General features: G+C 64.1%; 24 protein-coding genes and 2 tRNA genes. 16 read left to right on the top strand and 10 right to left on the bottom strand.

Annotation, left to right across the window (positions count from 1 at the left end; translation table 11 throughout):
- Positions 1-16: 16 nt before the first annotated feature.
- Positions 17-1,216, bottom strand: coding sequence for a transglycosylase SLT domain-containing protein (locus tag QEN71_RS03265; protein ID WP_201650603.1), 1,200 nt, complete (start codon positions 1,214-1,216; stop codon positions 17-19).
- Between the two features lie 593 nt (positions 1,217-1,809).
- Between QEN71_RS03265 and QEN71_RS03260 the strand changes: the two genes are divergently transcribed.
- Together QEN71_RS03260 and QEN71_RS03255 are read left to right on the top strand one after the other, a co-directional pair.
- The gene (locus QEN71_RS03260) at positions 1,810-3,387 is read left to right on the top strand and encodes a UbiD family decarboxylase (protein ID WP_201650604.1); all 1,578 of its coding nucleotides are present in this window, start codon (positions 1,810-1,812) and stop codon (positions 3,385-3,387) included.
- Positions 3,388-3,444: 57 nt separating this feature from the next.
- Positions 3,445-4,122 (top strand): LysE family translocator, encoded by a 678-nt coding sequence (locus QEN71_RS03255; protein WP_201650605.1) that lies wholly within the window; start codon positions 3,445-3,447, stop codon positions 4,120-4,122.
- Positions 4,123-4,242: 120 nt separating this feature from the next.
- Here QEN71_RS03255 and QEN71_RS03250 read toward each other — a convergent pair whose 3' ends face one another.
- Both QEN71_RS03250 and QEN71_RS03245 read right to left on the bottom strand, forming a co-directional pair.
- Positions 4,243-4,533, bottom strand: a complete 291-nt coding sequence (locus QEN71_RS03250; protein ID WP_201650606.1) for a hypothetical protein — start codon at positions 4,531-4,533, stop codon at positions 4,243-4,245.
- 416 nt (positions 4,534-4,949) lie between these two features.
- Positions 4,950-5,111 carry a hypothetical protein gene (locus QEN71_RS03245; RefSeq protein ID WP_167528645.1) on the bottom strand — a complete coding sequence of 54 codons (162 nt, stop codon included), beginning with the start codon at positions 5,109-5,111 and terminating at the stop codon, positions 4,950-4,952.
- A 267-nt stretch (positions 5,112-5,378) separates the two neighbouring features.
- Between QEN71_RS03245 and QEN71_RS03240 the strand changes: the two genes are divergently transcribed.
- The 5 genes from QEN71_RS03240 (at position 5,379) to trmB (ending at position 8,649) form a co-directional block, all read left to right on the top strand.
- Positions 5,379-6,317 carry a Rossmann-like and DUF2520 domain-containing protein gene (locus QEN71_RS03240; RefSeq protein ID WP_201650607.1) on the top strand — a complete coding sequence of 313 codons (939 nt, stop codon included), beginning with the start codon at positions 5,379-5,381 and terminating at the stop codon, positions 6,315-6,317.
- A 171-nt stretch (positions 6,318-6,488) separates the two neighbouring features.
- A complete protein-coding gene (locus QEN71_RS03235; protein ID WP_201650608.1) occupies positions 6,489-6,809 on the top strand; it encodes an EthD family reductase in 321 nt (106 codons plus the stop codon).
- 134 nt (positions 6,810-6,943) lie between these two features.
- Complete coding sequence (locus tag QEN71_RS03230; protein ID WP_201650609.1) at positions 6,944-7,507, top strand: YggT family protein; 564 nt, start codon at positions 6,944-6,946, stop codon at positions 7,505-7,507.
- A gap of 98 nt (positions 7,508-7,605) precedes the next feature.
- Positions 7,606-7,679: transfer RNA gene (locus QEN71_RS03225), tRNA-Gly, on the top strand.
- 190 nt (positions 7,680-7,869) lie between these two features.
- The gene (trmB, locus tag QEN71_RS03220) at positions 7,870-8,649 is read left to right on the top strand and encodes a tRNA (guanosine(46)-N7)-methyltransferase TrmB (protein WP_201650833.1); all 780 of its coding nucleotides are present in this window, start codon (positions 7,870-7,872) and stop codon (positions 8,647-8,649) included.
- 83 nt (positions 8,650-8,732) lie between these two features.
- Here trmB and QEN71_RS03215 read toward each other — a convergent pair whose 3' ends face one another.
- The 3 genes from QEN71_RS03215 to QEN71_RS03205 form a co-directional block, all read right to left on the bottom strand.
- Positions 8,733-9,569: an undecaprenyl-diphosphate phosphatase gene (locus tag QEN71_RS03215; RefSeq protein ID WP_201650610.1), complete on the bottom strand. Its 837-nt coding sequence runs from the start codon at positions 9,567-9,569 to the stop codon at positions 8,733-8,735.
- A gap of 79 nt (positions 9,570-9,648) precedes the next feature.
- Entirely contained in the window at positions 9,649-10,242 is a 594-nt protein-coding gene (locus QEN71_RS03210; protein WP_201650611.1) for a DUF1439 domain-containing protein, read from the bottom strand.
- Positions 10,243-10,328: 86 nt separating this feature from the next.
- Entirely contained in the window at positions 10,329-10,625 is a 297-nt protein-coding gene (locus QEN71_RS03205) for a YkgJ family cysteine cluster protein (RefSeq protein ID WP_201650612.1), read from the bottom strand.
- A gap of 221 nt (positions 10,626-10,846) precedes the next feature.
- Here QEN71_RS03205 and hemN point away from each other — a divergent pair, with 221 nt between their 5' ends.
- Together hemN and QEN71_RS03195 are read left to right on the top strand one after the other, a co-directional pair.
- Positions 10,847-12,250 (top strand): oxygen-independent coproporphyrinogen III oxidase, encoded by a 1,404-nt coding sequence (gene hemN, locus QEN71_RS03200; protein WP_201650613.1) that lies wholly within the window; start codon positions 10,847-10,849, stop codon positions 12,248-12,250.
- A 93-nt stretch (positions 12,251-12,343) separates the two neighbouring features.
- Positions 12,344-12,428, top strand: a tRNA-Leu gene (locus QEN71_RS03195).
- A gap of 166 nt (positions 12,429-12,594) precedes the next feature.
- On the opposite strand, the gene QEN71_RS03190 is transcribed toward QEN71_RS03195, so the two are convergent.
- On the bottom strand, positions 12,595-13,992 hold the full coding sequence (locus QEN71_RS03190; RefSeq protein ID WP_377790997.1) for an amino acid permease: 1,398 nt from the start codon (positions 13,990-13,992) through the stop codon (positions 12,595-12,597).
- A gap of 273 nt (positions 13,993-14,265) precedes the next feature.
- On the opposite strand from QEN71_RS03190, the gene QEN71_RS03185 reads away from it, so the two are divergent.
- Positions 14,266-15,201: an alpha/beta hydrolase gene (locus tag QEN71_RS03185; RefSeq protein WP_201650614.1), complete on the top strand. Its 936-nt coding sequence runs from the start codon at positions 14,266-14,268 to the stop codon at positions 15,199-15,201.
- Positions 15,202-15,239: 38 nt separating this feature from the next.
- Here the strand turns inward: QEN71_RS03185 and QEN71_RS03180 are convergent, their stop codons facing one another.
- Positions 15,240-16,493 (bottom strand): MFS transporter, encoded by a 1,254-nt coding sequence (locus QEN71_RS03180; RefSeq protein ID WP_201650615.1) that lies wholly within the window; start codon positions 16,491-16,493, stop codon positions 15,240-15,242.
- Between the two features lie 114 nt (positions 16,494-16,607).
- The gene (locus QEN71_RS03175; protein ID WP_201650616.1) at positions 16,608-18,038 is read right to left on the bottom strand and encodes an aminotransferase-like domain-containing protein; all 1,431 of its coding nucleotides are present in this window, start codon (positions 18,036-18,038) and stop codon (positions 16,608-16,610) included.
- A gap of 268 nt (positions 18,039-18,306) precedes the next feature.
- Between QEN71_RS03175 and QEN71_RS03170 the strand changes: the two genes are divergently transcribed.
- The 6 genes from QEN71_RS03170 (at position 18,307) to QEN71_RS03145 (ending at position 23,676) form a co-directional block, all read left to right on the top strand.
- Entirely contained in the window at positions 18,307-19,491 is a 1,185-nt protein-coding gene (locus QEN71_RS03170; protein ID WP_201650617.1) for a mandelate racemase/muconate lactonizing enzyme family protein, read from the top strand.
- 62 nt (positions 19,492-19,553) lie between these two features.
- Positions 19,554-20,591: an ABC transporter substrate-binding protein gene (locus tag QEN71_RS03165; protein ID WP_201650618.1), complete on the top strand. Its 1,038-nt coding sequence runs from the start codon at positions 19,554-19,556 to the stop codon at positions 20,589-20,591.
- 39 nt (positions 20,592-20,630) lie between these two features.
- Positions 20,631-21,620: an ABC transporter permease gene (locus QEN71_RS03160; protein ID WP_201650619.1), complete on the top strand. Its 990-nt coding sequence runs from the start codon at positions 20,631-20,633 to the stop codon at positions 21,618-21,620.
- Positions 21,621-21,634: 14 nt separating this feature from the next.
- Positions 21,635-22,456 (top strand): quaternary amine ABC transporter ATP-binding protein, encoded by an 822-nt coding sequence (locus QEN71_RS03155; protein WP_201650620.1) that lies wholly within the window; start codon positions 21,635-21,637, stop codon positions 22,454-22,456.
- 161 nt (positions 22,457-22,617) lie between these two features.
- Positions 22,618-23,322, top strand: coding sequence for a pseudouridine synthase (locus QEN71_RS03150; RefSeq protein WP_201650621.1), 705 nt, complete (start codon positions 22,618-22,620; stop codon positions 23,320-23,322).
- 165 nt (positions 23,323-23,487) lie between these two features.
- Entirely contained in the window at positions 23,488-23,676 is a 189-nt protein-coding gene (locus QEN71_RS03145; protein ID WP_201650622.1) for a hypothetical protein, read from the top strand.
- Between the two features lie 23 nt (positions 23,677-23,699).
- Here QEN71_RS03145 and QEN71_RS03140 read toward each other — a convergent pair whose 3' ends face one another.
- Positions 23,700-24,764: an NAD-dependent epimerase/dehydratase family protein gene (locus QEN71_RS03140; RefSeq protein ID WP_201650623.1), complete on the bottom strand. Its 1,065-nt coding sequence runs from the start codon at positions 24,762-24,764 to the stop codon at positions 23,700-23,702.
- Positions 24,765-24,784 lie beyond the last annotated feature (20 nt).

Raw genomic sequence — 24,784 nt, 5'->3', positions numbered from 1 at the left:
GCCGAACGCGTTTAGCTCAAGCGCCCAGCTCGGGCTGCGACGGATGCTTCGCCGTGTTCGCGCTCGCATCGTCCTGTTCCGCGCCCTTCACCGACGTCCCCGCCGTCAGCGGATGACCTTCGAGCGTGACCTGAACGCGCTTGTTCGCGCCATTCGACGACGCGGAAGACGACGGCGTCGAAGCCTGCACCGTCGCCGGCGCTTGCGGCGAGTTGATCGGCACCTTGCGGCCACGGGCCACGTCGCGCAGACGCGTACGCTCTGCCATCACCTTCGCGCCGTAGCCGCCGTCGTCCGGCGACGTCGAACCGACGTACAGACGCAAACCGCCCGGCAGCGAACCGCCGCGCGCGATGCAATCCTTCAGCACGATTGCGCCGACCTTGATGTTCGCGAGCGGCTCGAGCGCCGCGCTCTGGCCGCCGAAGTAGCGGAATTTGTCCGAATGAACCGTCGACATGACCTGCATCAGGCCCTTCGCGCCGACGCCGCTTTCCGCGTACGGGTTGAAGCCCGACTCGATCGCCATCACGGCAAGCAACAGCAGCGGGTCGAGGCCGACTTCGCGGCCGGTGTCGAATGCGGCTTTCACGAGCTCGCTGACGGGCTCCTGGGCCACGCGATAGCGGCGCGCGATAAACGTTGCAACGAGATCCTGCTCGCGGGTGGACACCAGCACGCGGTCGTCGCGTGCATCGGGCGATACGCGCTGCGACGGGATCATCGACGCGATCGTGCCGACGCTCGGCAGCGTGCGCGGATCGAGGCCGTTGAGCGCCGCCGACGAAAGGCCCGTGCTCACACCCGTGCCTGCCGGCGCCGTGAAGCTGCCGTTGTCGCTGGCGACGCTGTAGCCGGCGTCAGCGGCGGCCGCTGCGGTGTTGGGCGTGTCGCCCTTGCCCGGATTCGACGAGCTGGACAGCGTATCGTCCTGCGGCGCCGTGTTGCTCCGCTGTTGCGGCGCGAACGACGGCAGCGGATTGCCCTGCAGCAGACGGGCGGGGCCGGCTTGCACAGCAGCCGAAATGAAGGGCATCAGCCGCGTTGCCAGCGTCAGGCGCCAGCTGGGCATCAGCCACAGCGTAAGCGCGAACAGGACGGCAAATCCGCCGACCACGCTGAAAAGATGATGACTCACACGCGTCCCTTGGCGAACTGCGCCGCGCATGACCTGCGCGAGCCGCTCGTTGGGACGCCACGATAACCAGGCGTTCATTCAGATCTCCCATGTTGCTGGCTCCGCGAACACCGTAAAAATGACCGGCTGGAATGCAGTTCGCAAAAGCCAAGACGCCGCGCACTCTGGTTAAGGCGACAACGACGTCGGGAAAACGGCAAAAAGTACCGTTGGGGAGCCAAAATCTTGAAAAGGGCCGCCTGCATGCCAAAAAGCACGCATTCGTTGGCTCCCACGCGAAAAACCAGCGTCGAAATGCGCTGGTGGAGACTACATATGACCGTCAATACCGTGCAGGGGCGGTAAGAGCGACGCGTTGCGTCTGAAGGACCGGGGGACGGTGGTAAAAACTATCAATACCCTGCAACCGATGTGACCGGATTCTATCAGGGTTTTATAGATCGTCAACACTATAGAATGTCAAAACTATAACCAATTGTAATAATGAACACTGTTCAGGAGCTTCAAGCGCCCTGCATACGGGCCTTTCCAGCCGATTGACATTTTCCGTATTCAACGTGCGCTTCCCAACGCAGGTAAAATCGACAATCCATTCGGCGCGGTCGTTCGTCACCTGTTCGTCACCGTGCCGCCAGCTTCTGTAGCCCTTGTATCGCAGCCCGAACAGACCGATGAAATACAAAGACCTGCGTGACTTCGCGAGCCGCCTCGAATCGCTTGGCGAGCTACGCCGTATCTCGCAAAAGGTGTCGCCTATCCTGGAAATGACGGAACTGTGCGATCGCGTGCTGCGCGCAGGCGGCCCCGCGCTGCTGTTCGAGTCGAAGGAAACGCATGCGTTCCCTGTGCTCGGCAATCTGTTCGGCACGCCGCGGCGCGTCGCGCTCGGCATGGGTATCGACAACGGCGCATCGGGCGACGCCGGCGGCGATCAGGCGGCGCTGGAGTCGCTGCGCGATGTCGGGCGTCTGCTGTCCGCGCTGAAGGAGCCGGAGCCGCCCAAGGGCCTTAAGGACGCCGGCAAGCTGCTGTCGCTGGCGAAGGCGGTCTGGGACATGGCGCCGAAGACGGTGAGCGCCCCGCCCTGCCAGGAAATCGTCTGGGAAGGCAACGACGTCGATCTCGCGAAGCTGCCCATTCAGACCTGCTGGCCGGGCGACGCGGGTCCGCTGATCACCTGGGGCCTCACGGTCACGCGCGGGCCCAACAAGACGCGGCAGAACCTCGGCATCTACCGGCAACAGGTGATCGGGCGCAACAAGGTCATCATGCGCTGGCTTGCGCATCGCGGCGGCGCGCTCGACTTCCGCGAGTTCGCGTTGAAGAATCCCGGCAAGCCGTATCCCGTCGCGGTCGTGCTGGGCGCCGATCCGGCGACCATCCTCGGCGCCGTGACGCCCGTGCCCGATACGCTGTCCGAATACCAGTTCGCGGGCCTGCTGCGCGGCGGCCGCACGGAACTCGCGAAATGCATCACGCCGGGCGTCGATACGCTGCAGGTGCCCGCGCGCGCCGAGATCGTGCTCGAAGGCTTCATCTATCCGCAGGAAGGCCAGCCGGCGCCCGCGCCCGAAGGTGCGCCGCCGCGTCCGTCGAAAGGGGCGAGCGCGTCCTATGAGCATGCGCTCGAAGGTCCGTACGGCGATCACACCGGCTACTACAACGAACAGGAGTGGTTTCCCGTTTTCACGATCGAGCGCATCACGATGCGCCGCGACGCGATCTATCACTCCACCTACACGGGCAAACCGCCCGACGAACCCGCCGTGCTCGGCGTCGCGCTGAACGAGGTGTTCGTGCCGCTGCTGCAGAAGCAGTTCACCGAAATCACCGACTTCTATCTGCCGCCCGAAGGCTGCAGCTACCGGATGGCCATCGTGCAGATGAAGAAGAGCTATCCCGGCCACGCGAAGCGCGTGATGTTCGGCGTGTGGAGCTTCCTGCGGCAGTTCATGTACACGAAGTTCATCGTTGTCGTCGACGAAGACGTGAACATCCGCGACTGGAAGGAAGTCATCTGGGCGATCACGACACGCATCGACCCGACGCGCGATACCGTGCTGGTCGATCGCACGCCGATCGACTATCTGGATTTCGCGTCGCCCGTTGCCGGTCTCGGCTCGAAGATGGGACTCGACGCGACCAACAAATGGCCCGGCGAAACCGATCGCGAGTGGGGTCGGCCGATCGTGATGGACGATGCCGTGAAGGCGCGCATCGACGGTCTGTGGAACGAACTCGGCCTGTGAACCGGGCTGTTTTGCAGGCTTCTTCAACTACAAAAAATCATCAGCGCGGTCGAACGGATGCATAGCTTGTCGATGTTGTCGGACGGTTTTTTTCTCTCGCTGTCGTTGTGCCTCGATATCGGCCTCGTCAACGTCGCGATCATCTCGCTGACGTTGTCGCACGGCTTCAGGCCGGGCTTCTGGCTCGGCCTCGGTTCCTGTTTCGGCGATCTGATCTACGCGGCGCTCGCGCTCGCGGGCATGGCCGCGCTGCTGCAATTCGAGTCGGTGCGCTGGGTCGTGTGGATCGGCGGCGCGGCGATCCTGCTCTTTCTGACCTGGAAGATGGCGCGCGAGGCGCTGTTTCCGGCATCGGCGCCGCCTGTCGAAGGCGAAGCCGATCCGTCGACGCCGCATCTCGATCCGAAGCGCGGCTTTCTGCGCGGCGTGCTGCTCGCCGTTTCTTCGCCGAGCGCGATTCTGTGGTTCGCGGCCGTCGGCGGCGCGCTGATCGCCAAGGCAGGCGCGACATCGGTGACGACAGCGCCCGTGTTTCTCGGCGGCTTTTTTCTCGGCGGACTGTGCTGGACACTCTTCATTTGCGGCCTGGCAAGCCACGGACGCAAGCGCGCCGGCACGGGGCTGCTGCGCATCTGTCACGTGCTGTCGGCGGTGTTGTTCGCTTATTTCTCGTACAGCGTGATCGTCAACGGCTACCACGATCTGATCGTGCCGACGGCTCACGCTGCAAGCTGAGCGCCCTCGCGGTTTTCACACGCCCACATGCAAACGGCGCAACGCGGCGATGAGCCGGCGTTGCGCCGTTTTGTCGTCAGTCCGACGTAGCGCCAATCAACGCGCTACACAGCCCGATCATCAATACCGGTAGTACGGACGGCCGTAGTAGCCGTGATGGTAATAAGGCCGGTGATAGCCGTAGTACCCGCCTACGACGACCGGCGGCGGCGGTGCATAAACCACGGGCGGCGGCGCATAGACGACGGGCGGCGGCGGTGCGTAGTACGCGGGCGGCGGGGCCGCGTAGACCGGATATGCCGGCGCGACCGGAACACCGATGCCGATACCAACGGACACATGAGCCTGCGCTGCAGTGGTCATTCCCACCCCGAGAGCAGCAACAGCGATAGACGGAACGATCTTCTTCACTTGTATTTCTCCTGGCGGCTCGGCCGTGTTGACCGGGTCGCATGACGGTCATGCTCTGAACTCAATGTATCGAAAAAGCCTGCATGCCGTTGTCTGCATTTGTTGCAAATTGCAATTGCGGGAAAGCGGTTCGTTAGCCGGGGCTTTTTTGTCATTCTTCAGATGACGCGCATCGTATCGAAAATCAAGGCTTTGGACGATCGTTCGATGCGGATCGGGCATCCTGACCGGCTTGTTCGAAGGGATCTGTGGCGCGTCGGTAATCTTTAATTACAAATTCGCCGAATGGCCGTTGCGGACGCGCATCATCGCGTCCTGCGTGCTTCGCGTCCGCCAAAAGGAAAACGCCCGGCCGACTGGCCGGGCGTTCTGCATGTTCCGCTTCAAAAGAGCTTCAAAAGAGCTTCAAACGAGCATCAACCGACTTTCACATACGTGAACTCGCGCGTGACATTCGGCGGCACATAGGCGCCGCTAATCTTCACCCGAGGGCTGAGCCGCTTCTTCTGATCCCACCAGCGACGGCGTTGAGAATGCGTGAGGAACCGCAAGTGCTTTCGGTAAGCAAAGATGCTCATCGTAACCTCCCGAATCTGACTGCGAGACATAGAAAACCACGGTGACCGCCTATCCACTCCTACGGAAAATCCTGAAAGCAGTTTTCGCGCCTGCCCGCACGGCCATCGGCTGACATGCGTCGCGAGCGGTCCTGAAAGCGTCAGTTGACCGCGAAACGCACGTTTGTGTGCGCCCAAACCACCTGCCAAAGCCGCCAGATCGCGCCCTGGATTTATTGGAGCGCGATACTGCTGCTTCCTTCTTCAGTCCCGTCGGGAGCAGGAACCATGTCCCAGCCCTCCTTGCCGCGCCTGGGTTTCGTCGGCGCGGGCCGGATTGCGCGTTGTCTTGCGCTCGGCTTCGCACGCGCCGGATATCCCGTCACGGCTATCGCGAGCCGCACGCCGGAATCGGCGCGGCAGCTTGCCAGTCAGATCGAATTCTGCGCCGCGTATGACGACCCTCAGCGGGCCGTCGAGTCGGCGGACATACTCTTTTTAACCGTCCCGGACGACAGCATCGGTACGACAGCGAACACACTCGCCTTTCCAGCGCGAGCGGCGCCCGGCAAGGAAGCCTGGGCCGTCGTGCATTGCAGCGGCGCGTCGCCCGTCGAACTGCTGGCCCCGGCTCGGGACCAGGGCGCGTCGATCGGCGGTTTTCATCCACTTTACCTGTTCAGCGGCGATTTGACAGACGTCGACCGGATCGCCGGCTGCTCGGTGACGATCGAGGCCGACGGCGCGCTAAAAGACGCGCTGGTGGCGCTCGCCGGCGCGCTGCACTGCCATCCGCTGTCGATTCCCGCCGACGGCCGCCTGCTGTATCACGCGGCAGCGCACTACGCGGCGGGATTCGCGCTGTGCAGCCTCGCCGAAAACGTGAACCTGTGGCGCAAGCTCGGATTCGACGAGCACGACGCGCTGCGCGCACTGCTGCCGATGATGACGCGCACGCTCGAAACCGCCCGCGACCGCGGCCTCGCCAACGCGCTGGCAGGCCCCGTTTCACGCGGCGACGTCGGCGTGGTGGAAAAGCAACTGTCGCTGCTGGAAGGGCTGGGCGGCGATCACGGCGCGCTGTTCGGGCTGATGTCGAGGCGGGCCGTCGCGCTCGCGCGCCAGCGTGTGACGCCGCCCGTCGCCATCGACGCGATCGCCGCCGCTGTCGAACAGTCGCTCAGCCGCACGCTTCAAGGCGCAGCGAAAGGTGCAAGCGCGGAGTAAGCCGTGATAATGTGACGTCCGGCATGAACGGGGCCATCATGACTACCGCCCGCGACGGGATCGGCGGCACGGACGGTCCCATCGACAAGGCCGGCCACCACGCGGGCAACGACACGCAGCAGGCGCACGACGCCCGCCCTGCGCTTCGTGACCAACCGACGAGAACGCACAATGATCAAGGTCAGCATCCTCTATCCGTATCGAGAAGGCGGACGTTTCGACGTCGACTATTACTGCGGCACGCACATGCCGCTCGCCGCGAAACTGTTCGGCGCAGCGCTGAAGGGCTGGTCGGTCGACATCGGCATCAACGCCGGCCCGCCGGGCTCGCCGCCGCCGTTCGTCGCCGCGGGGCACTTTCTGTTCGACACCGTCGAGGCGTTTTACGAAGTCTTCAAACCCGCCAGCGACACATTGCTCGCCGACATTCCCAACTACACGGACGGCGGCAACGGCAAAATCCTGATCAGCGAAATCAAGGTCGCCGTCTAACCCCGGCGATCCGCGCGCGCGTTCTGGCGAGTTCCTTGCCGTTCGTCGTGCGTTCGATGTTGTCAGCCGTCCGCCGGCCCGCCGGCGCCACGCGTCCCGCCTGCCGGGACGTTTTCTGAAGGAAAGGATCCACGATGTTCGGCGATATCGCCCGTTTTCTGCTCAATACCGTCTTCACGCTGTTCGGCGCGGCGCTGCTGCTGCGCGCCTGGCTCCAGTTCATCCGCATGCAGCCGTACAACCCGGTGTCGAGTGCCGTGATGCAGGCGACCAACTGGCTCGTGCTGCCGCTGCGCAAGATCATTCCGAGTACGCGCAGCATCGACTGGGCGAGCCTCGTCGCCGCGCTGATCACGTCGATCGTCTATGTCGTGCTGATGGTCGCGATCGTCGGCGTCGATCCGCTCGGGCTGATGCCGTCGCTGCTGATCGTCGCGCTGCTGACGGTCGTCAAGTGGGCGCTGAACCTGCTGATCTGGCTGACGATCCTGATGGCGCTGCTGTCGTGGCTCAATCCGCGTTCGCCCGCCATGCCGATTTTGTATCAGCTGACGGCGCCGTTTCTCGATCCGCTGCGCAAGATCATGCCGCGCTTTGGCGGCATCGATCTGTCGCCGATCCTGCTGTTCGTGATCGTCCAGGTGCTGCTGATGGTCGTGACGCGCGCAGCCGTGTCGCTGACGCTGTTCGGCATCTGATACGCGCCTGATTCCGCTTGATTCCACTCGATGCCGGGTGCCGCGCGCATCCGGCGATTTGCCCAAAGCCGGCGAATCCGCGTAAAATAGCGCGCTCTGCGGGCGTCGTATAATGGTAATACCCTAGCTTCCCAAGCTAGAGCCGTGGGTTCGATTCCCATCGCCCGCTCCACTTTCAGCCGCTCCCTCTGCCGCAACGCGCGCATAGGGAGAGCAGGCGGAAATCCAGCGTGAGAGCCGCCTCCCTGAAGGCGGCTTTTTTATAGCGTGCTTTTATAGCGACCTCCTGTCGAGCACGGAAAGACGCGCCTCACGCCCAGTCAGTTTCAGTGATTTCCGCCGCCAATCTTGCCTTCATCACGATGATTCACGATCCGAACGAAGCCGGTCTGCCGCGCGATCCCTCCCAACTCACGGACGACGAACTGCCGGAAATCGCTGACGCCGCTGCGTCGGACAACCCGCTGCATCTGCGCCGCATCCGCAGCTTTGTGACGCGCGCCGGCCGAGTGTCGACGGGCCAGCGCCGCGCGATGGACGAACTCGGCCCGCGCTACGTCGTGCCCTATTCGCCTGAGCAGCCTGACTGGGAAGCCGTTTTCGGCCGCCGTGCGCCGCGCATTCTGGAAATCGGCTTCGGCATGGGCGCGACGACGGCGGAAATCGCGACGCATCGCTCGAACGACGACTTTCTCGGCGTCGAAGTGCACGAGCCGGGCGTCGGCGCGCTGCTCAAGCTGATGGGCGAGCACAATCTGTCGAACATCCGCATCATCCAGCACGACGCCGTCGAAGTACTCGAAAACATGATCGCGCCCGAGAGTCTGGACGGCGTGCATATCTTCTTTCCCGATCCGTGGCACAAGGCGCGCCATCACAAGCGCCGCCTGATCCAGCCGAAGTTCGTCGCGCTGCTGGTGTCGCGGCTGAAGCCGGGCGCGTACATCCATTGCGCGACCGACTGGCAGAACTACGCAGAACAGATGCTCGAAGTGCTGGGCGCGGAACCCGCACTCGAAAACACCGCCAAGGATTACGCGCCGCGTCCCGACTATCGCCCTGTGACGAAGTTCGAGAAGCGCGGCCTGCGCCTTGGGCACAGCGTGTGGGATCTGATCTACAAGCGTCGTCCGAATAGCTGAAGCACACTGGCTTAATCGGCAACAAAAAAGGCCTGCGGTTTGCACACCGCAGGCCTTTTTCATATTCGGCGTTTCAAAAGACGTCAATCCGCCCAGCTCAAACCGCCGCTATAGCCGATCAGCAGGATCAGCAGACCGAAGCCGATCCGATACCACGCAAACGCGCTGAAATCGTGCGCGGCGATGTAGCGCAGCAGCCAGCGCACGCAAGCGAACGCGCTGACGAACGCGGCCAGAAAACCGATCGAGAAAAGCCCGAGCGCATCCGTCGACAGTTCGTGCCAGCCCTTGTGCAGCTCGTACACCGTCGCGCCGAAGATGATGGGGATTGCGAGGAAGAACGAGAACTCGGTCGCCACGCGCCGGTCGAGCCCGAACAGCATGCCGCCGATGATCGTCGAACCGGAGCGCGACATGCCCGGAATCAGCGCGAAGCATTGCGCGAGACCGACCTTGAGCGCGTCGAGCGGCGTCATGTCGTCGACCGAATGGACGCGCGCCCGAACGTCCGGCCGGTTGCGCTGCCGCGCCTCGACCCAGAGGATCAGCACGCCGCCGACCACCAGCGCGAACGCGACAGGCACGGGCGAAAACAGCACCGCCTTGATCGCTTTTTCGAACAGCAGCCCGAGCACGATCGCCGGAATGGTCGCGATGATCACGTTGAGCGTGAAGCGCCGCGCTTCGGTGCGCGTCGCGAGTCCCGACACGACGTCGATGATGCGCTGCCGGAATTCCCAGCACACGGCGAGAATCGCGCCGAGCTGGATCACGACATCGAAAGTTTTTTCCTGCGGGACATCGAAGTTCAGCAAACTGCCGGCCACGATCAGGTGACCCGTGCTCGACACCGGCAAAAATTCGGTCAAGCCTTCCACGACGCCGAGAATGAGCGCCTTCAACGTGATGATCCAGTCCATCCGTGGCCTTTTCGCTTGGAGTTGGTAGGCAAAACGGCTGCGTCAGCAAGGTCGGCGCGGCCGCCCGGCCGCGCGTGTGTCACTTTTCGACGATCTGCACGCGTATGCCGTTTGTAAGGACCGTGATTGTACCGGGTTCGTAATTCACTCCGGCAAATTGCAGCTGCTCGGGCTTGAATGTGTAGACGGGATAGTTGGTCAGCAGCTGGGTGGCGAGCACTGCCGCGGCCGCGTTGATCTGCTGCGTATAGGCCTGCGCGTTGCCGTCGACGCTCACGTTGTCGACATTCGGCTGGCGCAGCACGACGGAACGGCTTTGTGGATCGTATTCGAGCTGGCTCGACAGTGTGAACACGCCGTTCACCGGCTGCTGCAGGAACGGACTCGCGAGCCGCGCATCGAGCCGCACCGAGACGCGGTTCGTATCGGGCAGCAAGCCGACAACGGGATTGCTCAGCGCGACATCGAACACCTGCGACACCGTGCGCTGATACGGAAACTTGCGCTGTACGGCGTCCTGAACCTGCTTCTGCGAAAACGTGTAGTGATCCGGAATAAACGGGAACGTCGACGTTGCGCATGCGACAAGCGGCGCCGTGATGCCTGCGGCCACGCAGACGGACAGCGCGGAAACCAGAAAGCGGCGCCGTGCGGGCGCAGCGGATTGCGTCATGCAGATTCTCCTGTGGCAGGGCGAGCGCCGCGCCGGTATTGCTTTCGATGAATTGTGTTCCGTCTTTCGTGCCGCGACGCCGCCGGTCACGGGCGCGTATCGGCTTCCAGACGCGTGAGCCAGACGAGCGCTTCGTCGCGCGAACTGCCGCACATATCCGGCTGTGGCTGTAGACCCGAACAGCACGCCGGACGTTCCGGCTTGCCGAAGATCGCGCAGCGCAGATCGTCGCCGAGCTGCACGCAGCGTACGCCCGCGGGCTTGCCGTGCGGCATGCCGGGAATCGGGCTCGAAATCGACGGCGCGATGCAGCACGCGCCGCAATTCGGGCGGCACGCGTGATCCGGCGCAGCGGACGGCGTGTGAGACAAAGGGAGAGACACGACAGACTTCCTGATACACGAGTACACGAAACGGCGCTCAAATCCGCAAAACCTTGACGCCGATCAACCGACATTGTGCCATCTGACGCGTTGCGACCTTTTTACTCAATGTCTCATAGACGCACGCCCTTACACTCGTTCGAGCTCAACCCACGCTCGCACGTCGCCTGTCCAGATCATCTGGCCCGACGAAATCAGGCGCGCGTCTGGAGACCGATTCGATGAACACCGCGCCTTCTTTCCCTTCGGCGGATTCGCTGTTCCGTCCCGACCTGCTCGCGAAGTACAGCGCGAACGGACCACGCTACACGTCGTACCCGACGGCCCTCCAGTTCCGCGACGACTTCTCGCCCGACGACTACCGCCGCGCCGCCGCCGACAAAGGCGCATCGGAAACCGGTCTCTCGCTGTACTTCCACATTCCGTTTTGCGACACCGTCTGCTTCTATTGCGGCTGCAACAAGGTGGTGACGAAGAACCGCGCGCGCTCGGCGCCGTATCTCGCGCGGCTCAAGCGCGAAATCGCGCTGCAGGCCGAACTCTTCGATACGTCCCGGCCTGTGACGCAGTTGCATTGGGGCGGCGGCACACCGACTTTTCTGTCGCACGACGAAATGTCGGAACTGATGGCCACCACGCGCGAGCACTTCCTGCTGCGCAGCGACGCCGAAGGCGAGTTCTCGATCGAAGTCGATCCGCGCGAGGCGCCGCCGAAAACCATCGTGCATTTGCGCAATCTCGGCTTCAATCGTTTGAGCCTCGGTGTGCAGGACTTCGATCCCGTCGTGCAGCGCGCGATCAATCGCATCCAGCCGCTCGAAATGACGGCGAGCGTAATCCGCGCCGCGCGCGCGACGGGTTTTCATTCGATAGGCGTCGATCTCATCTACGGCCTGCCGTATCAGACGGTGAGCAGCTTCAGCAGGACGCTCGATACGATGCTCGAACTCGCGCCCGACAGGCTCTCCGTCTTCGGCTACGCGCACATGCCGCAACTTTTCAAGATGCAGCGGCAGATGGATCCGTCGACGCTGCCCTCGCCCGCTGAGCGGCTCGCGATTTTGCAACGCGTCGTCGAGCGACTGACGGACGCGGGCTATGTGTATATCGGCATGGACCATTTCGCGCTGCCCACCGACGAACTCGCGCGTGCGCAGGCGCAGCGCACACTGCATCGCAACTTCCAGGGCTACAGCACGCGTGCCGAGTGCGATCTGATCGGCTTCGGGGCATCGTCGATCGGCAAGGTCGGCGATGTGTACGCGCAGAACGCGAAAGACCTGACGGGCTACGCAGCGGCCATCGACACAGGCGAGCTGGCGATCACACGCGGCGTGCGTCTATCCGCCGACGACCGGCTGCGGCGCGACATCATCACCCAGCTGATGTGCAACCTGGAATTGCGTTTCGACGAATTCGAGGCCGCGTACGGCATCCGCTTTCAGGACACGTTCGCGCCCGAACTGGAACGGCTGCGCGCCTTCGAGGACGACGGGCTCGTGAAGATCGGCGCGGGACGGCTCGATGTGCAGGTGGCTGGGCGGATGCTCGTGCGCAACATCGCGATGGTGTTCGACCGTTATCTGGGCCAACAGTCGATGCAGCGGTTTTCCCGAACGGTGTAACGGCGTCGGCTTGCCCGCGAGCGGGTTTTCGGCCATAATCTGCGTCTTCGCCCGGCAGCCCGACGTCAAAGCGCCGGTGCAGTCGCAAGAAATGCCCAGGTGGTGAAACAGGTAGACGCAGGGGACTCAAAATCCCCCGCCGCAAGGCGTGCCGGTTCGAGTCCGGCCCTGGGCACCAGAATTCAGCTTCATCTCACTGAACCCGCGTTCATCCATCGGATGCCGCGGGTTTTGTGTTTTCTGGCCGCCTTCGAAACCCAAAAAAAACCAAAAAGACAAAAGCCGGATCGCCTCACGGCGAATCCGGCTTTTTTGCATCATGTGTCATGCGGCTCAGCGAAAATTCACCGCCCGCCCGTTGCCCCCGCCAGCCGATGCGCCGCCGCGCGTCGGCGCTTCACCACATAGCCGATCCACATCACGAAGAGCCACACAGGCACCAGCAGCACCGACACATTGAGTCCCGGCGTCATCGCGAGAATCACGAGCACCATCGCCATGAACGCGAGGCAGAGCCAGTTGCCGAGCGGGAACCACAGCGACTTGAAGACGAGCGTCTCGCCCTGCGCAAGCATCGCGCGACGCGACTTCAGATGCGTCAGGCTGATCAGCGACCAGTTCAGCACCAGCGCTGCGACGACGAGCGCCATCAGCACGTCGAGCGCCTTCGCGGGAATCAGGTAATTGATGATCACGCAAGCGAACGTCGCGAGCGCCGACAGCCCGATCGCCATATACGGCACGCCGCGTTTGTCCACCTTTAGCAGCGCGCGCGGCGCATTGCCCTGCTCCGCGAGACCGTACAGCATGCGGCTATTCGCATAGACGCCGCTGTTGTACACCGACAGCGCCGCCGTCAGCACGACGACGTTAAGAACATTCGCCGTCAAACCCGCGCCGATCTGCGAAAAGATCATCACGAACGGACTGCCGCCTTCCGCGACCTGATTCCACGGATACAGCGACAGCAGCACGACCAGCGAGCAGATGTAGAAAATCAGAATCCGGTAGATCACCTGATTCACGGCCTTCGGAATGCTCTTCTGCGGATCGTCGGCTTCGGCGGCCGTGATGCCGATCAGTTCCAACCCGCCGAACGAGAACATGATCACCGCGAGCATCATGAACAGGCCATTGAAGCCGTGCGGGAAGAAGCCGCCGTGGCTCCACAGGTTCGAGATCGATGCCTGCGGACCGCCGTTGCCGCTCAGCAGCAGATAGCCGCCGAACAGGATCATGCCGATCACGGCCACGACCTTGATGATCGCGAACCAGAACTCAGTCTCGCCGTATGCCTTCACGTTCGTGAGGTTGATCGCGTTGATCACGACGAAGCACACGAGCGCCGACACCCACGCCGGCACGTCCGGCCACCAGAAGTGCACATAAGTGCCGACAGCCGTCAGTTCGGCCATGCTCACGAGCACGTACAGCATCCAGTAGTTCCAGCCCGACAGGAAGCCCGGGAAATCGCCCCAGTACTTGTACGCGAAGTGGCTGAACGAACCCGCAACGGGTTCCTGCGCAACCATTTCGCCGAGTTGACGCATGATCAGAAACGCAATGAATCCGCCGATCGCGTAGCCGAGAATCATCGACGGTCCCGCCGATTTCAAAACCCCCGCCGATCCCAGAAAAAGCCCCGTACCGATCGCGCCGCCCAGCGCGATCAGCTGGATATGGCGGTTCTTCAGCCCACGCTTCAGGCCGTCATGCTGCTGTCCGTTAAGTCCGTCACTCAAGATGTCTCACTCCACTGCATTGCACTCAACCGAATCCGCGCCGGGCCGATCGTACCCGTGCGGAAAAATCATAAATTGTACCCTTCGGCTCAGTGCTCGCCCGCCCTGCTCAACCGAACCACCGAGACGGTCCATGTCAGAACTTGCGCCACGGATTTCCATGCTCCCGCCAAATCGTTGCGCAACGTGTCCGAAAACTCCGTGCGATTGCGGTTGTCACCCTGGCTTGCGTTCGGTATGTTCCCAGAATCCCGTCCAGCCGATGGAGTCGCCATGTCGCCGAAACATCTGCTCTATGCCGTTCTCCTTGGCGCGTTCGTCGCCACAACCGGCGTCCATGCGCAGACGGGACAACCCGCGGCGCAGCCCGCGCCATCGGCGGCGCCCGATGCCGAGCCTGCTGCGCCCGCGCCTTCCGCCACGGAAGCCACGCCGCCAGCTGCACCACCCGCAGCACCGGCTCCCGCTCCCGCGCCTCGCCCCACCGCGGCTTCCACGCCACCCAGCGGTCCCGTGCAGAACATCGTGCTCGTACATGGCGCGTTCGTCGACGGATCGAGCTGGAACGGCGTGATCGCGCGCTTGCAGAAGAAGGGGTATCGCGTCGCGTCGGTGCAGATTCCGCTGACCTCGGCCGCCGAGGACATCGCGGCCACCAGACGCGTGCTCGCGCAACTGACCGGCCCGACTGTGCTGGTCGGCCATTCGTGGGGCGGCTTCGTGATTACGGAGGCGGGCTCGGGACCGGATGCATCGAAGGTCGTCGGCCTCGTCTACGTGGCGGCGATCGCGCCGGATATCGGCGAATCGTCGGTCGATATTCTCAAGCGCGGCCCGCAGATGCCCGCCGGCTCGGCGATGACGAAGGACAGCAGCGGCTTTCTGTGGCTCGACCCGGCGCGCTATCACGCCGACTTCGCCGCCGACGTCCCCGAAAACCTGACCCGCGTGCTCGTCGCCGCGCAGCAGCCGATCGCGGCCAAGTCCTTCGAAGAGCGCGCGACACAAGCCGCGTGGCGCTACAAGCCGTCGTGGTACATCGTGACGACGCGCGACCGCGCGGTGTCGCCGGAAATCCAGCGCTGGATGGCGCATCGCATCGGCGCGACGATCGTCGAAACGCCGTCGAGCCATCTGCTGCCCGTCGCGCACGCAGGCGCGGCGGCCGATGCGATCGACCGCGCGGCGAAGGAGTTCGGCAAGGAGTAAGCGCCGTGCTGTCTGGCGCATAACCCTTCACGATGGCTTCACGAAGAAGCCATCGCGCCGCTGTCAGGAATCCGCGCGAGCCGCGCCGCCGGCGATATCACGATGATCCACGCCTGCACGGCAAAGCCGAGCGCGGCCGCGACCAGACAGGCGTCCATGCCGAAGCGCGCGCTGATCGCCGCGCCCAGCAGCGCGCCCACGGGCCGCGCGCCGTACGTCGCCGTGCTGTTGAGCGCCGACACGCGGCCCATCATGCCGGCGGGCGTAATCGCCTGACGCAGCGTCGTCGAACCGACCGTCCACAGAATCGGCCCCGCGCCGAGCAGGAAGAAGCTCGCCGCCGCGAGCCAGAACGACGGCACGGCGAGCGTCGCGACCATCGCGAGCGAAGCGGCCAGTCCACAGAACGGCCCGACGATCAGCGTGCGTCCGAACGTCACCCGCCGCGCGACGGAAGGCGCGGCCAGCGCGCCGCACACCATGCCGACGCCGTACGCGCCGAGCGTCACGCCGACAGCCGTCGCGCCCAGCCCCAGCCGATGCACGGCATACGGCACATACACCGCCTGCAGCGTGAAGAAGCCGATATTGAAGAATACGGCCGTCGCGAGCATCGGACGCAGCAACTCGTCGCCGAACACGAAGCGCGCGCCGTCGCGCAGTTCGAGCATGAAGTGGCGCGTGACCGCAGCCGCGCGCGGCGGCTCGCGCAAGCCGGCCAGCAGCGCCGCCGCCAGTGCCGACAAGCCCGCTGCGCATCCATACGCCCAGCCCGCGCCGATCCATCCGACCAGCAGCCCGCCCAGCGCCGGCCCCGCCGAATACGCGACGCTGCGCGCAAGCTCGATACGTCCGTTGGCGACGGGAAGCGCATCGCGCGCGACGAGCGCGGGCACGAGCGCGGGCGCGGCGACGCTGTACGCGACCGTGCCCGTCGCGCCGAAAAAGCCGAGCACGGCGAGCAGCGGCAACGTCAACGCGTGAGAGAGCACGAGCAGCAGCACGGTTGCCATCGCCAGCGCACGCACACCTTCCGACACGGCCATCAGCGCGCGGCGCGAACGTCGGTCGGCATAGACGCCCAAGGGAATCGAAAGCAGCAGGAACGGCAAGGTCTGCGCCGTCTGCAAGAGCCCCGTATCGCGGGCGCTCGCGCCGAGCGTGAACACGGCGACGAGCGGCGCGGCGGCGAGACTGATCTGCTCCGCCGACTGCGCGATCAGGTTCGACCACGCAAGCTGCTGAAACGGCGCGGGTAACGCGGCGCGCGAGTGAGAAAAGGGAAAGCGCATCGGCTGCCTCCGTGACGCGATGACGAAAAACTCATCGTCACGGTTTCAGTCAGCCGTCGCGCTCCGCTTCTTGCTCTGTGATTCCGTCAGACCACGACGTGCAGCAAGCGCCCCTCAAGGCGCGTATGAAGAAGCCATGCCGCTTTCGAGCCCGTGTTCGAGCGTGGTGCGAATCAGCGAAAGGCCGCGGGCGAGCGCATCGAGCGACGTCGCGCCGCTCATGCAGATGCGGATTGCGTGCGGCGCGGCATTGCGGCCGATCACGAAGCTGTCCGCCGTCTTCACGAGCACGCCCTCCTGACGCAGCGCCGCCGCGAATTCCGCCGCGCGCCACGGTTCGGGCAGCGGCAGCCACAGATGCGAACTGGTCGGCGCCTGCCGATAGGCGACGTCCGTCAGCGCATCGTTCGCGACGGCATGTTCCGCATCGATCCGCGCACGCTGCAACGCATTGAGCCGGTCCATCTCGCCGCTTTCGATCCAGCGCGACACGATCTCGGCCATCAGCGGCGCCGTCATCCAGCAGTCGCTGCGGATCACAGCGGCGATCTTCGAGCACCACGCGCTCGGCGCCTGCAGATAGCCGACGCGCAGCCCCGGCGCGACCGACTTCGACAGCCCCGCGATCAGAAACGCCTGTTCCGGCATGCGCACCGCGAGCGGCTCGGGCGGCGTTTCGAGCAGCATCGCCGGGACGATGTCTTCGATCAGCAGCACGCCATGGCGCTGCAGGATTTCCGCGACGGCGTCGCGCCGTTCCGCCGACATCGTCGCCGTAGTCGGATTGTGGATAGTCGGCACGCAGAAGATCGCGCGCGGATGCAGCGACTTGCACGCGAGTTCCAGCGCGGCGGGCACGAGCCCTTCCTGATCGATCTCGACACCCACGAGATGCAGCCGCAACTGCCGCGCGAGCGCGATGATGCCGGGATAGCTGACCACTTCCGCGAGCACGGTATCGCCGGGACGCGTGACGGCACGCAGCACCGACGCGAGCGCATGCTGCGCGCCCTGCGTGACGAGCACGCGCGACGCGCTCGCCGGACTGCCCGCGCGACCGAGCCACGCGGCGCCCGCGAGACGATGGCGCATCGAGCCCGCCTCGGGCGCGTATTGCAGCAGTTCGGCCGTGAGGCGCTGATCGGTGGCGATGTCGGCGAGCGTGACGGAAAGCGCAGCCGCTTCTTCCGTCGACTGCGGGACGTTCTGGCCGAGGTCGATCAGCGGCGGCGCGCTGGCCGCGCCGGGGCGCAGCATCGTGTAGCCGTTCGCGACGGGTGGCAATTCACGCGAGCGAGCCTGCGCGACATACGTGCCGTCGCCGACGCGCGCGTTCGCGAGTCCCTGGCGCTCCAGTTCGGCATACGCGCGGCTGATCGTGCCCGTCGTCACCCGCAGTTCGCTTGCGAGCGAACGGTGCGGCGGCAGCTTTTCGCCGGCGGGCAATTGACCGTTGAGGATGGCCTGCGCGAACGCGCGCGCAATGACCTGGTATTTCGGTTCGCTGCCCGCCTCGATTCTCGGCAGCCAGGCATTCATCGCCATGATGCGACGGTCTCCGGTAGTTCGTTGAGTTGTGTCATTCGGATGATACGCACTGCATATCCCAGAATTGGATGCAGTCATTTACTTTTATTGAAGCGATTGAGTTGCCTGCTGCAGCTTCATAGCATTGCGTCATTCTTATCCCATCCGGGATGCATCGTCTGCGGATTGAATGCGGCACCGCATCAATCAATCGGCGAAAGCATCGGCATGGGACCCAGGCAAAGGCAAAAAAACGCCGACGCCGGTCAACAGGAGGAGACGCCTGATGGATCGTGAAGCAAGCCAGGTCGTGAATCAGACTGCACACAGTGCACACGCGGCCCGGATTACCCGGATCGAGATTACGCACCACCAGCTGGTGCTCGATCCGCCCTTCCCCGCCTCCTGGGATAGCCAGCCGCGCCGCAAATTTCCCGCGACGATCGTGCGCGTGCACGACGACGCCGGCCGCGTCGGCTTCGGCTCCGGCGACGCGATGTACGGCTTCGCGGATTACCAGCATCTGTTCATCGGCGCCGATCCGCTCGATCTCGCGCGCCACAGTGCCGTGCTCGACAACATCGGCTTTCACGCCGGCCGTCCGTGGCCGCTCGATATCGCGCTGTGGGATCTCGCAGGGAAAATCCGCGGCAAGGCGTGCTGGCGGATGGCGGGCGGGCGCAGTCACAGGATTCGCGCGTATGCGTCGAGCGGCGTGCATCGCCGGCCCGACGAGATGGCGCGCATGGCACTGCATGTCGCCGAACGTGGCTTTCCAGCGCTCAAGATCCGCTTCGGACGTCCGCAGCTGAAAGACGATTTCGCCGTGCTCGCCGCCGTACGCGAAGCCGTCGGTGACCGACTCGAACTGATGGTCGACTGCAATCAGGGCTGGCGCATGCCTTGGGACACGGCCGCGCCGTGGACCTTCGACGAAGCGCTCGGCGTCGCGCGCGAACTCGAAAAGCAGCGCGTCTACTGGATGGAAGAGCCGCTGCATCGCGGCGACTACGACGGCATGGCGCGGCTGCGCCAGGCGGTCGCGCCGGAACTGCGCATCGCGGGCGGCGAGATGACTCGCGAGCGCTACGAGTTCGACCAGTTGCTCGCGCACGAATGCCTCGACGTGTATCAGCCGGACGTCGCGTGCTCGCTCGGCATGGAAGGTCTGCGCAAGCTCGCGCAAGCCGTCGAGGCGCGCGGCAAGGTCTTCACGCCGCACACGTGGGGCAACGGCATCGGCGTCGCCGCGAATCTGCATCTGACGGCGGGCGCCGCGAGCGCGCCGTTCATCGAATTTCCGTACGACCCGCCCGAATGGTCGATCGAGCGCCGCGACTTCATGCTGAAGAACCCGATCGATATCGACAGCGAAGGCTGGATCACGTTGTCGGACGCACCGGGCCTCGGCCTTTCCATCGACGAAGACATCCTCGCCGCGACGCTCAGTTCCAGCAGCACGTACGGCTAAAGCAAGACCTGTAAAGCGCCCGACGACGGCGCGAAGCATCCAATCACAATCGGAGACAAACCATGCAGATCAGATCCCTGATGCGCGCCGCCACGGTCGCGCTCGCAGCGAGCGCCTTATGGCCCGCCGCTGCCCACGCCGGCAGCTGGTGCTCGGCGGGCAAGCCCGTGAGGTTCGCGGGCGTCACGTGGGAAAGCGGCGCGTTCACGTCGGAAGTCTTGCGCTTCATCACCGAGAAAGGCTACGGCTGCAAGACGGACACGGTGCCCGGCAACACGGCCGCGACGGAAACGGCGCTGTCGCGTGACGATCTGCAGGTCTGGTCCGAACAGTGGACGGGCCGCTCGGAAATCATCGCGAAGGCGGTCGCGGACGGCCACGTGAAGCTGCTCGGCGACACGCTGCCTGGCGGCACCAACGAAGGCTGGTTCGTGCCCGAGTACGTCGTCAAGGGCGACGCGAAGCGCAACATCAAACCCGTCGCGCCGAACCTGGTTTCCGTGAACGATCTGCCGAAGTACAAAGGCGTTTTCGAAGACGACGAAGAACCGGGCAAAGGCCGCTTCCTGAACTGCCCGTCGGGCTGGGACTGCGAGCGCGTGAACCGGCGCCTGCTGAAGACGCTCAATCTCGACGACTCCTATACCGACTTCCGCCCCGGCACAGGCGCGGCGCTCGATGCCGCGATCGAATCGGCGTACGCGCGCGGCAAGCCGATCCTCTTCTACTACTGGGAACCGGCAGCGCTGATGGCGAAGTACAAGTTCGTCCAGCTGAAGATGCCTGCGTTCAACCAGAAGTGCTGGGACACGCTGCGCGCGGATAACAGCGCGTCGCAGTGCGCGTCGTCGTATCTCGTGTCGCATCTGAAGGTCGGTGTGTCGACGCCGTTCTATCAGGCCGAGCCGCAACTGATGGACACGTACTCGAAGGTCAGCTTTCCGATGGACTTCCTCAACAAGACCATCCTCGACATGACGAGCAAGAAGATCGACGGCCAGACGATGGCGAAGCAGTTCCTGCAACAGCATCCGGAAATGTGGAAGGCATGGGTGCCCGCTGACGTCGCACAGAAGGTTCAGGCTGCGCTCGCAGGCTGATGAGCAGCGACGCGTCATGACGCATCGGAGGGTTTCAACATGAATTCGATCTTCCTGCATCTGTCGATTGCCGATTGGGTGAACGACCATGTGCAATCGTTCGTCGCCGCGTACGGCGACAGCTTCCACGACTTGAGCACGGCGCTGCTGCGCTACGTGCTGGTGCCGCTCGAAGGCGCGTTGCGCGCGACGCCGCCGTGGGCAATCCTGATCGCCGTCGGGCTGCTCACGCTGAACGCGACGCGGCGCATCGGCATCGCCGGGTTCTTCGTGCTGCTGCTGTATGTGATCGGCTGCTTCGGGCTGTGGGACAAGCTGATGCAGACGCTCGCGCTGATGCTCGTCGCGACCGTGCTGTCCGTCGTGCTCGGCGTGCCGCTCGGCATCTGGGCGTCGCGCAGTCCGTGGATGCGCCGCGTGCTGCTGCCCGTGCTCGACATCATGCAGACGCTGCCGAGCTTCGTGTATCTGATCCCCGTGCTGATGCTGTTCGGCCTCGGCAAGGTGCCCGCGATTCTCGCGACGATCATCTACGCGCTGCCGCCGCTGATCCGCCTGACCGATCTCGGCATCCGTCACGTCGACGCCGATGTCGTCGAAGCGGCGCGCGCGTTCGGGACGACGCGCTGGCAGTTGCTCGTCAACGTGCAGTTGCCGCTCGCGCGGCCCAGCATCATGGCAGGTATCAACCAGACGACGATGATGGCGCTGTCGATGGTCGTGATCGCGTCGATGATCGGCTCGCGCGGACTCGGCGAAGACGTGCTCGCCGGTATCCAGACGCTCGATATCGGCAAGGGCATGCAGGCGGGTATTGCGATCGTGATTCTCGCGATCGTCATCGACCGGATCAGTCAGGGCTACGGGCAGGATCGCCGCACGCGCCGACTCGTCGCGCAACGGCGCAAGGCGAAGGCGGCGTCGCGCATTCCTTATCGCAATGCAGGCGCGGCGCGCGACGAAGAACCGGCAGTGGCAGGCAACGAAAACGCAACGCAGAGCGGCCTCGAAACCCGCGCGGCGGATTGACGGAGGGCACGGACATGTCATCGATCGAAGTCAAAAACGTGTACAAGCTCTTCGGCCCGGAAGCCGGTCATCGGCGCGTGCTCGACCTGCTCAAGAGCGGCCGGAGCAAGGCCGAAGTGCTTGCGCAGACAGGTTGCAACGTCGGCCTGAACAACGTGAGCCTGCACATTGGTTCCGGCGAAATCTACGTGATCATGGGTCTGTCGGGCTCGGGCAAGTCGACGCTCGTGCGCCACTTCAACCGGCTGATCGAGCCGACGGCGGGCGAGATCGTCATCGACGGTTCCGACGTCATCAAGCTCGATCCGCACGGCTTGCGCGAGTTGCGCCGCTACAAGGTCAGCATGGTGTTCCAGAACTTCGGTCTGCTGCCGCATCAGACCGTGCTCGACAACACCGCCTACGCGCTGCGCACGCGCGGCGAAGGCAAGGCCGAAGCGAACGAGAAGGCGCGCACGTGGCTCGGCAAGGTCGGGCTCGACGGATACGGCGATCACTATCCGGATGAGCTGTCGGGCGGCATGCGTCAGCGCGTGGGTCTCGCCCGCGCGCTCGCCGCCGACACCGACGTGTTGCTGATGGACGAAGCGTTCTCCGCGCTCGATCCGCTGATCCGAACAGAAATGCAGGATCAGTTGCTGCAACTGCAGGCGACGCTCAACAAGACCATCGTGTTCATCACGCACGATCTGGACGAAGCGCTGCGCATCGGCAATCGCATCGCGATCCTGCGCGACGGCACGCTGGTGCAGGAAGGCACGCCCGACGAAATCCTCTCGAAGCCCGCCGACGATTACGTCGCGCGTTTTGTCGAGCGCCGCTCCGGCGCGCATTGAGTGCGCATTGAGTGCGCACTGAGCGCGGGCGGCGCAGTCCGCGCGGCAGGTAAAATGCTGGCGATGAAGGCGTTCTTCGGTGGTTCGAAGAACGCCTTCGACGTTTTGATGCCGCTTGTCTGCTTCGTATCTGCTTCGTATCTGCTTTACCTTGCGCTCCCATGAATCTCGAAAGCGTTCTCTTCTCTCAAGGCTTCGGCTCGCGCCGCCAGTGCCGCGCGATGATCGCCGATGGCCTTATCTCGATCGGCGGCGCGACGCTCACCGACGCCGATGCTGATATCGACACGAACGCGCTCGTGTTCGAAGTCGACGGCACGGCGTGGCCTTTTCATGAGCGCGCTTACATCCTGCTTAACAAGCCTGCGGGTTATGAATGCTCGCGCGATCCGCAGCATCATCTGAGCGTCTTCAATCTGCTGCCCGCGCAGTTCGCGACGCGCGGTATCCAGTGCGTCGGACGGCTCGACCAGGACACGACGGGCCTGCTCCTGCTCTCCGACGATGGCCAGTTCGTCCACGCGTACACGTCGCCGAAACGCAAGGTGCCGAAGCTCTATCTCGCGACGACCCGCCATCCGCTCGACGACGCGCAGCTCGCCGCGTTGCGCGAAGGCGTGCTGCTGCATGGCGAAGCAAAGCCGATCGCCGCGGTCTCCGCTCATGCACGCAGCGATCACGAACTCGAACTGACCGTGCTCGAAGGCAAATACCATCAGGTGAAGCGGATGGTTGCGGCGGCAGGCAATCGCGTCGAAGCGCTGCATCGCGAGCGGATCGGTGGGCTCGCGCTGCCGACGACGCTCGCCGAGGGCGCATGGCAATGGCTCGATGCAGCCGACCTGGGTGCATTACGGAACGGGTAAACGACGAGCGCGCCGCTCGCCTTATCTCAAGTGCTTGAGACTACGTTGGATTCCGAACAAAACCGCAACAGAATCCTTTCGAAACGCTGCGACGCAGCATGCTTGCGTCGAACGCCCGTCCTATACTCGTATTAACAAAGATTACAAAGCGGGCAAGGAGGCGCCATGTTCACTTACGGCAACCTGGCGATGTCATACGGGATGATTGCGTTCATCGGTCTCGCGATCCTGCTGATAGGCGGCGTAGTGGCCGTCATGCATCTTCGGCACCGGTACGAGCCGAGTCTGATCGCTGCCTTGATCGGCGCATTCTGCTGCTTTCTGCTGCTGGAAGCGCTACCTGCCCTTACCTGACCGTCTGATCGCTTACCTCTCCATCACGGCTTGCCTGCGCCCGGTTGAATCCGGGCCGGGCTCGCGATCGTGCGCAGAAAATCGTCGACATCCGGATAGCGCAACTGCACGCGCAGTTCGCGCTTCAGACGCGTGTTCAGCAGGCGTCGCGATTCGCGCATGAACGACAGCATCATTTCGCCGAGCTGGCGTTCGGCTTCGTCACGCGAGATGCGCGGCGCACGTTCGACACCGAACGCGTCCGCCACGCGATCGAAGTAATCGCCCATTTTCAGCGTCGTGTCGTCGGATGCGTGAATCACACGCGATGGACGTCCGTGCGTCGCCATGCGCAACAGGATCGCAGCGAGATCGTCGGCATGGATGTGATTCGTGTAGACGTCGTCTTCATCGACGAGCGCGGGCGTGCGCTTTTCCAGCCGCGCGAGCGGCAGCCGGTTGCCCGCATAGATGCCCGGAATACGCGCGATGCTCGCTGTCAGCACCCGCCGCGTCGCCGCGCGCCGCAATTGCGTTTCCGCCGACACGCGGCGTTTCGCGCGGTCGTTGGCGGGCGCGACGGGCCGCGTCTCGTCGAGCCATGCGCCGCCGCAGTCGCCGTAGACGCCCGTCGTGCTCGCGTAGACGACACGCAAACGCCTCGGCGCATCATGGCTAGCCCGGAGAGCCGGACTACCCCCGTCGGGTACAATACTGGATGTTTTGCGTGCACGAATGACGTGCTGCGCGCGTCGCAGGCGCCCTGTCGCGACATGACGGGCATGGCGGATGCGCGGCGCCGCTAACGTGGCAGTCAAGGTGGCGATCAGCGCGCGCGTGCGCGTGTCTTCATCGCCGGTTTTTTGCGGAGGCGCGAGATGCAGCACGGTCGGCGCGAGACGCGCGATACGCGAGAGACTCGCACGCACGTCGAGATCGCCGACGATCGGCGTGACGCCCGCCGCGCGCAGTTCGTCGCGGCGCTCGGCGTGACTCGTGAGCGCATAGAGACGCGCGCGTCGTTGCAGTTGCCGCACACAGCGCATGCCGACATCGCCGCAACCGACGATCAGCAAGCGCGGCCTGCGCATATTTCGTGTCGCTTTCATCGTGGACGCATTGTAGCTGC

Source organism: Paraburkholderia sabiae, assembly GCF_030412785.1.
GTDB lineage: Bacteria > Pseudomonadota > Gammaproteobacteria > Burkholderiales > Burkholderiaceae > Paraburkholderia > Paraburkholderia sabiae.
This window is presented reverse-complemented; position numbering and strand designations above follow the sequence as displayed.